Origin of the sequence: Pantoea sp. CTOTU50773 (assembly GCF_032082325.1) — a bacterium.
In the GTDB taxonomy this organism is placed as follows: domain Bacteria; phylum Pseudomonadota; class Gammaproteobacteria; order Enterobacterales; family Enterobacteriaceae; genus Pantoea; species Pantoea communis.
On sequence record NZ_DAMDQC010000190.1, the window covers coordinates 1 to 7,612 of the forward strand.

General features: G+C 54.4%; 7 protein-coding genes. 3 read left to right on the forward strand and 4 right to left on the reverse strand.

Annotated elements, in window-relative coordinates; translation table 11 throughout:
- Positions 1 to 624: GTP-binding protein (locus RT340_RS20515; protein WP_313377603.1), on the forward strand; the 624-nt coding region annotated here is incomplete at its 5' end.
- 418 nt (positions 625 to 1,042) lie between these two features.
- Positions 1,043 to 3,481: a glucose/quinate/shikimate family membrane-bound PQQ-dependent dehydrogenase gene (locus tag RT340_RS20520; protein WP_313377604.1), complete on the forward strand. Its 2,439-nt coding sequence runs from the start codon at positions 1,043 to 1,045 to the stop codon at positions 3,479 to 3,481.
- An 88-nt stretch (positions 3,482 to 3,569) separates the two neighbouring features.
- Here the strand turns inward: RT340_RS20520 and RT340_RS20525 are convergent, their stop codons facing one another.
- From RT340_RS20525 to xseA, 4 genes are all read right to left on the reverse strand, one after another.
- The gene (locus RT340_RS20525; RefSeq protein ID WP_045814915.1) at positions 3,570 to 3,752 is read right to left on the reverse strand and encodes a general stress protein; all 183 of its coding nucleotides are present in this window, start codon (positions 3,750 to 3,752) and stop codon (positions 3,570 to 3,572) included.
- Positions 3,753 to 3,857: 105 nt separating this feature from the next.
- Positions 3,858 to 4,184: a protealysin inhibitor emfourin gene (locus RT340_RS20530; protein WP_034825682.1), complete on the reverse strand. Its 327-nt coding sequence runs from the start codon at positions 4,182 to 4,184 to the stop codon at positions 3,858 to 3,860.
- Complete coding sequence (locus tag RT340_RS20535; RefSeq protein ID WP_313377605.1) at positions 4,181 to 5,194, reverse strand: M4 family metallopeptidase; 1,014 nt, start codon at positions 5,192 to 5,194, stop codon at positions 4,181 to 4,183. Before RT340_RS20535 ends, RT340_RS20530 begins: the two co-directional genes overlap by 4 nt.
- Positions 5,195 to 5,241: 47 nt before the next feature.
- A complete protein-coding gene (xseA, locus tag RT340_RS20540) occupies positions 5,242 to 6,615 on the reverse strand; it encodes an exodeoxyribonuclease VII large subunit (protein ID WP_283215475.1) in 1,374 nt (457 codons plus the stop codon).
- 169 nt (positions 6,616 to 6,784) lie between these two features.
- Here xseA and RT340_RS20545 point away from each other — a divergent pair.
- Positions 6,785 to 7,612, forward strand: an 828-nt coding sequence (locus RT340_RS20545) for an IMP dehydrogenase (protein ID WP_313377606.1), incomplete at its 3' end; no start/stop codon positions are given.

The following is a 7,612-nucleotide window of genomic DNA, read 5'->3' on the forward strand; positions in this document are numbered from 1 at the left end:
GCCAACGTGGTGATGCTGGTGATTGATGCACGTGAAGGCATTTCCGATCAGGATCTGTCACTGCTCGGCTTTATCCTGAACAGCGGTCGCTCATTGGTGATCGTGGTCAACAAGTGGGATGGCATGACCCAGGAAGCGCGTGACGAAGTGAAAGAGATGCTGGACTTCCGTCTGGGCTTTATCGATTTCGCGCGCATTCACTTTATCTCGGCGCTGCACGGCAGTGGCGTAGGTAACCTGTTCGAATCCGTGACCGAAGCTTACGACTGCTCAACCAAACGTGTCGGCACCGCGATGCTGACGCGCATCATGACCATGGCTTCTGACGACCATCAGCCGCCGCTGGTGCGTGGTCGCCGCGTGAAGTTGAAGTATGCCCATGCTGGTGGTTATAACCCGCCGATCGTGGTGATTCACGGTAATCAGGTGAAGGATCTGCCAGATTCCTACAAACGTTACCTGATGAACTACTTCCGTCGCTCACTCAACGTGATGGGCACACCGATTCGCATTCAGTTTAAAGAAGGCGACAACCCGTACGCGGGCAAACGTAACCTGCTGACACCGACGCAGCAGCGCAAACGCCAGCGACTGATGTCGCATCTGAAAAAGAATAAGCGTTAAAGTGAAGAGGGCCCAAACGGGCCCTTTTTTTTCGCCCTGATGCCGCACGATAAGCTCATCATCCCTGACATATCGCCTTAACATCAAAAATTACACTTTGATTCAGCCACATATTTATTAATAACTTATGACTGGTTTTGTAGCAAAAATGCTATTACGCAGTAACTCCTTCGTTATGGATGTTCACTTTCTAATGAACCAGGTGGTACAATTCTGCCGCCTTGTAGCGAGAATCACTCTCACCTGCGATGTGTCCTTGCTCACAAGCGCCGAATGACGGGCATTGCACCCGTACCAATAGATATAAAATAAAGCGTAACGGTTTGGTTCCTGTCCCCCATCGTTGGCAGGAGCATTGCTACTGGCTACAGCTTGTTAGCCGGCACCAGCGCGTTATTTTTTCAGGAGAGTTTTTGTTATGGCAGAAAATTCCGCTCGTCCCTGCAAAGGGTTGAGTATCTGGTCTGTATTGTTCGGGCTGGTCCTGCTGGCTGTCGGTCTGTTCTTCGCGATCGGCGGTGGCAAGTTGGTCGCTCTGGGCGGCAGCTGGTACTTCCTCATTTCCGGTATTGTGATGTTGCTGTCGGCGGTTCAGTTCTTCCGTCGCAAATCATCCGCCGTGACCTTATTCATTCTGGTCTTCGTTGGCACCCTGATTTGGGCGCTGTTTGATGCGGGCTTCCACTTCTGGCAGCTGGTTTCACGCCTGATGGTGCCTGCAGGCCTGATGCTGCTGGCGTTCCTGACCTGGCCAGCGCTGCGTAAGCGTGAAGGCAAAAGCTCTCTGGCGAAAGTTTCCTATGTCCTTTCAGCAGTTATCGCTGTTGGCATGGTGGCAACTTTCGTGCAGATGTTCCAGACGCACCCAACCGTCGCTTTCGAAGGCAAACAGCTGCCGCTGATTCCGGTGGACAAGTCTAAACCACAGCAGGACTGGAGCAGCTACGGCCGCACGCCTGAAGGTGACCGTTTCGCGGCGATCGACCAGATCACCCGTGACAACGTAAAAGACCTGCAGGTTGCATGGACCTTCCACACTGGCGATACCCCGATCAGCCCAACCGGTAACGGCGCGGAAGATCAGGAAACGCCACTGCAGGTAGGCAACACCCTGTACCTTTGCACCCCGCACAACAACGTGATTGCGGTTGCAGCGGATACTGGCAAGCAGATCTGGAAGCGTGAAATCAACGCACAGGCAGAAGTGTGGAACCGCTGCCGTGGTCTGGCGTATTTCGATGCGACCAAACCCGTACAGCAGCCAACACAGCCTGGCTCAACGCCGGTTCCTGCGCCAGCTCTGGCGGCAGGTGATACCTGTCAGCGTCGTATTCTAATGAACACCATTGATGCGCGTCTGATTGCCATCAATGCTGACAACGGTGAATTCTGTGAAGACTTCGGCGACCACGGTGTGGTTGACCTGAAAAAAGGTCTGGGTAAAGCGCCCGATCCACAGTATCAGCTGACGTCTGCACCACAGCTGGCCGGCACCACCGTAGTGGTGGGTGGTCGTGTGGCAGATAACGTCCAGACCGATATGCCTGGCGGCGTACTGCGCGGCTTTGACGTTATCACCGGTCAGATGCGTTGGGCGTTTGACCCAGGTAACGATGACCCGAATGCCATTCTGATGCCGGGCAAAGACTACACCCGTAGTACCCCGAACTCATGGGCACCGATGTCATACGACCCGGCGATGAACACTGTGTTCCTGCCAATGGGTAGCTCGTCTGTGGATCTGTGGGGTGCGAATCGTACCAAACTGGATCACACCTACGGCGCATCAATTCTGGCGCTGGATGCGACTACCGGCAAGCAAAAATGGGTTTATCAGACCGTACATAACGATCTGTGGGACTTCGACCTCCCAATGCAGCCGAGCCTGGTTGACTTCCCGATGAAGGATGGCACCACTAAGCCAGCCGTCGTTATCGGTGCAAAAACCGGTATGATTTGGGTGTTGGATCGCCTGACCGGCAAGCCTTTGACGAAAGTTGAAGAGCAGCAAATGCCGCAGGGGCATATCCCGAACGAGCAGTACACCAAAACACAGCCGCACTCAGTGGAAATGCCTAACATCGGCAACCAGAAGCTGACCGAGTCTGACATGTGGGGCGCGACGCCGTTCGACCAATTGGTGTGCCGTATTGCCTTTAAAGGCATGCGTTACGATGGACTGTTCACTGTTCCGGACACTGACAAATCACTCAGCTTCCCAGGTTCACTGGGTGGTATGAACTGGGGCAGCATCTCGTTTGACCCGAACAACCAGTACATGTTTGTTAACGACATGCGTCTGGGCCTGTGGGTACAGATGATTCCTCAGGACACCACTAAGTCTTCTGCCAGCAACGGCGGTGAAGCGATCAACACCGGTATGGGCGCAGTTCCGCTGAAAGGTACCCCTTACGCTGTTAACAAAAACCGCTTCATGTCTCCACTGGGTATTCCGTGCCAGGCACCACCCTTTGGTACGCTGTCAGCTATCGACATGAAAACCCGTCAGATCGTATGGCAGGTGCCAGTCGGTACCGTGCAGGATACCGGTCCATTCGGTATCAAGATGCGCGCACAAATGCCAATCGGTATGCCAACGCTGGGTGGCACCTTGGCAACTCAGGGTGGCCTGGTGTTCATCGCCGGTACGCAGGATTACTATCTGCGCGCCTTCGATAGCTCAACCGGTAAAGAAGTATGGAAAGCTCGTCTGCCAGTCGGCAGCCAGGGTGGCCCAATCAGCTACGTTTCGCCGAAAAATGGCAAACAGTACATCCTGATCTCCGCAGGTGGTGCACGTCAGTCACCAGACCGTGGTGATTACGTGATTGCTTACGCGTTGCCAGACAGCAAGTAAGCCTCAGTAAGAAGAAAGGCCGACATCATGATGTCGGCCTTTTTTTATTAACCATCCGTGGCGCACTTCACTCCTTAAGGTACCTTATTCACTGCTGCTTGGAGGGGCGACGGCTTTTTTGACCTCCTTTTCTTCCAGCTTCCCTGGCTCTTTCAGGATCGTTTCTGAAATTGCCCCCACTGACTTTGCCGCCAGCACTGCCGGCTTCCCTGGCACGCTCTGGGTCCTCTGCAAAGTTCCCAGCACCGCCTCGTTGCTTTTTTTGTGTCATAGCAGAGACCTCATCTAAGGGTGTTTTCTTCGATGTGGACTAGCTAGCCACATTAATGATTATAGTCAGTAAGTTACAGGTTGCCTTGGGAGATCTCCGAGTTCTTCACTGGCCGTCGCGCCAGAGAGCCTCTAATTCTGGCGATGCCACAGTTTCTGGAATTAAAATCACGATGGATCCCGCCTCTTGATGGGTGGCATAGGTGATTTGAATGCGAAAATAGCGCTGATCGCCGCTGCCAAGATTCGCCGCCTGATCTTCCGGTTCCCCTAACGGTAATGCCTGCTCCAGTACGTTACACACCCGCTGTTTTTGCGGTTCCGGCAGTTGCGCCAGGGCAAAGCGGCGCTCGCCTCGCAGATTGGGGATAAAAGCAATGCCACCTTCACGCGCCAGTTCGATAATGGCGTCATCAGTCAGTTGAATATTCACGTTACGCCTACCTGTTGCCAGGCGGATTGAATTGCTTCCGCCACCGAGCGATTAAATCGCTTGCCGCCATGCTCGACGGTGAAACGCGCAAAGGTGCTGAAATCGGCATCCTGCGGCAGCGTCTTGTCACAGAGGGTGTCGTACCAGGCGTGGCCCGCTAACTCCCAGGCAAAGCCGCCTAACGCTTTAGCGGCGAGGTAAAACGCACGGTTAGGAATGCCAGAATTGAGATGGACACCGCCATTGTCATCGCGGGTTTCGATGTAATGATCCATATCCGCCGGTTGCGGGTCCTTACCGAGTTTCGGATCGTCGTAAGCCGTGCCTGGTTCGGACATGGATCGCAGTCCACGGCCTTTAATTCCGGATGCTAACAAGCCCTCACCAATCAACCAGTCAGCCTGATCGGCCGTTTGCTGCAGGTGGAACTGTTTCACCAGCGAGCCGAACACATCAGACATCGATTCATTCAATGCACCAGACTGCTGGAAATAAACCAGCCCGGCCTCGTTCTCGGTCACGCCGTGGGTGAGTTCATGCGCGACCACATCAAGCGCAATGGTAAAGCGGTTAAAAATCTCGCCATCGCCGTCACCAAACACCATCTGCTGACCGTTCCAGAAGGCGTTCTGATACTCCTTGCCGTAATGCACGGTGCCATCCAGCTTCAGGCCCTGGTTATCCAGTGAGTTGCGCTTGAAGATTTGCCAGTAGAAATCGTAGGTGATGCCGAGATAATTCCAGGCCTCCTCGGCAGCGACATCACCATTGCCTGGCTGACCTTCATCGCGGATTAAGGTGCCGGGTAGATTCTGTGTGTTCTTCGCATCAAAGATGGCACGCAACACGCTGCCAGGCTGGGCGGTGGCCGCGCTGGCCGATTTATGATTGTGTTCAGTCATCAGTTGCTGAACATGGGTGAGGGTGCGGCGAGCAGACTCCTGAGGCGCACCCGAACAATGGTCAATGATGTTGCGAAGAATATACGGAGGAATAACGCTGTAGGTCATAGTAACTCCTGGCCGTGAGTGAACATGCCAGAAGTATAGTTTTTCAGCTAGGATCGTGCTTTACGGCTACGCGATTTCTGCGGTTCAAGGGCGGTCACCTGGCTTTCCACCCAGCCATCATCCAGACGGGTGCGCAGCAAATCGCCTTTATGCAATTGCTGGGTTTTCTTCACCAGCTGGCCTTGCGTATCCGTTGTCACACTAAAACCACGCGCCAGTGTGGCAAGCGGACTGACGCCCTCCAGTTGTGCAGCCAGATTACCAAATCGCTGACGATTGTGATTCAGCTGCTTCTCCATGCCCTGTTGCAGGCGATACTGCCACTGCTGCATCTGCTGCTGCGCACGCAGAATGCGCCCTTGAGGCTGCTGCTGATTGAGGCGCTGTAACACGCGATCCTGCTGGCGATTAGCCACGCGCAGACGTTGATCCATTGCCTCGCCGAGGCGACGTTGCAACTGGAACAGTGTGGTTTGCTGACGTGCCAGACGCAGCTGTGGATGTTGCTGCTGCAAACGATGTTGTATGCGGGTAAAACGGCGTTGCTGCTCTGCAAAGTAGAAATCCATTGCCATTTCCATTCGCTGCTGCTGTGACTGCAAACGGCGCAGCAGTTCGATCTGATTGCGGCTCACGATTTCTGCCGCCGCAGATGGGGTAGGGGCGCGCAGATCGGCGACAAAGTCGGCGATGGTGACGTCTGTCTCGTGGCCGACGGCACTGACGATGGGCAGGCGACTGGCAAAAATAGCACGCGCCACGCGCTCATCGTTAAAGCTCCACAAATCCTCCAGCGAGCCGCCGCCGCGGCCGACAATCAGCACGTCACACTCATCACGCTGGTTCGCCAGTTCAATGGCACGCACAATCGCAGCCGGTGCATCCACACCTTGCACCGGCGTGGGATAGATAATTACCGGCAATGAGGGATCGCGGCGATGCAGTATGCGCAGCACATCATGCAACGCGGCACCGGTGGCAGAGGTGATCACACCGACCTGGCGCGCCGGATCGGGCAGCGGCTGTTTGAACTGCTGATCGAACAGCCCTTCGGCCGCCAGTCTCGCTTTCAATTGCTCAAACTGCTGCTGCAGCAGACCTTCACCCGCTGGATGCATGCTTTCGATAATCAGCTGATAGTCGCCACGCGGTTCATACAGCGTAATGCTGGCGCGCACCAAAACCTGCTGACCATGCTGAGGACGGAAGGTGACACGGCGGTTGCTATTACGGAACATCGCGCAGCGGACTTGTGCGCCATCATCCTTTAAGGTGAAGTACCAGTGACCGGAAGAGGGCTGGCTAAAATTTGAGATCTCAGCGCTGAGCCACACCAGGCCCATCTCATTTTCCAGCAGTTGGCGCACCGTGGTATTCAGGCGGCTGACAGTAAAAATATTGGCGGTTGGCGGTAGCGACATGTGATGTAGATCAAATTTTAAATCAGAGCGTTAATCAACCGATACTACATTGCTCACCCGAAGGATCAAGACTTTTTCCTAAAAAACACTGGAGGCAATCGATTTCGGCCTGTATAATGCCGCGGCAATATTTTATCTGTTTTAATCGCCCCCAGGTGGAGATATTGCAATGCTAAGAATCACTAAAGAAGCCCTCACTTTTGACGACGTTCTGCTCGTTCCAGCTCACTCCACTGTCTTACCTAACACCGCTGATCTCAGCACCCAACTGACGAAAAACATCCGTCTGAACATCCCTATGCTGTCTGCTGCTATGGACACGGTGACCGAAGCCGGTCTGGCAATTGCACTGGCGCAGGAAGGCGGTCTGGGCTTTATCCACAAAAACATGTCGATTGAGCGCCAGGCCGAAGAAGTTAAACGCGTTAAAAAACACGAAAGCGGCGTGGTTACCGACCCGCAGACCGTGCTGCCCACGACCACTCTGCGTGAAGTGAAAGAATTAACCGAACGCAATGGCTTCGCCGGTTACCCGGTTGTCACGGCTGACAACGAACTGGTGGGCATCATTACCGGTCGCGATGTGCGCTTTGTGACTGACCTGAGCCAGCCTGTCAGTGTGTATATGACTCCGAAAGAGCGTCTGGTGACGGTGCGCGAAGGCGAGTCACGCGACGTTGTTTTCGCAAAAATGCACGAAAAACGCGTTGAAAAAGCGCTGGTGGTTGACGGGAGTTTCCATCTGCTCGGCATGATCACCGTAAAAGACTTCCAGAAAGCTGAGCGTAAACCTAACGCCTGTAAAGACGAACAGGGCCGTCTGCGTGTAGGCGCGGCAGTGGGCGCTGGCGCGGGCAACGAAGAGCGTATTGACGCGCTGGTTGCTGCGGGCGTTGACGTGCTGTTAATCGACTCCTCTCACGGTCATTCCGAAGGCGTGCTGCAACGCATCCGTGAAACTCGTGCAAAATACCCGGATCTGCAAATCATTGGCGGT